This is a genomic window from Arthrobacter sp. RT-1, assembly GCF_003367205.1.
Taxonomy (GTDB): domain Bacteria; phylum Actinomycetota; class Actinomycetes; order Actinomycetales; family Micrococcaceae; genus Arthrobacter.
The window spans coordinates 1-420 of sequence record NZ_QRGQ01000038.1 but is presented as its reverse complement, the minus strand read 5'-3'; the positions used below and the strand labels follow the sequence as shown (position 1 = coordinate 420).

Annotated in this window: 1 rRNA gene; it reads right to left on the bottom strand. The window is 52.6% G+C overall.

Annotated elements, in window-relative coordinates:
- Positions 1 to 274: 274 nt before the first annotated feature.
- Positions 275 to 420, bottom strand: a 23S ribosomal RNA gene (locus tag DXK94_RS17870); the annotation flags it as partial.

Here is a 420-nt window from a genome sequence, read left to right as displayed (position 1 = left end):
GGGTCTTAGCTTCCGGGTTCGGAATGGGACCGGGCGTTTCCCCCACGCTATGACCGCCGTAACCCTTGCTCCACACCCCCGCGGGGGTGGGAAAACCTGGTGGTTACAACATTCGTGCTCGTGTTAGAGCTGTGGTGTTGTTATTCAATTGGTGTTCCCTGCAACAAACGGGTTTGTTGTTTGGGAACCACATAGTGGACGCAAGCAGTCTTGTGTATCTTTTTACTTTCTTCGGGTGTGAACGTCTTTTGAATGCCGTTCACGAAGAAAGTGTGTGGTGTAAGTTGTTGGCCTATTAGTACCGGTCAGCTTCACGAGTCGTTAGTCCTCGCTTCCACATCCGGCCTATCAACCCAGTGGTCTGGCTGGGGGCCTCTCACACACGAGGTGTATGGAAATCTCATCTTGAAGCGAGCTTCC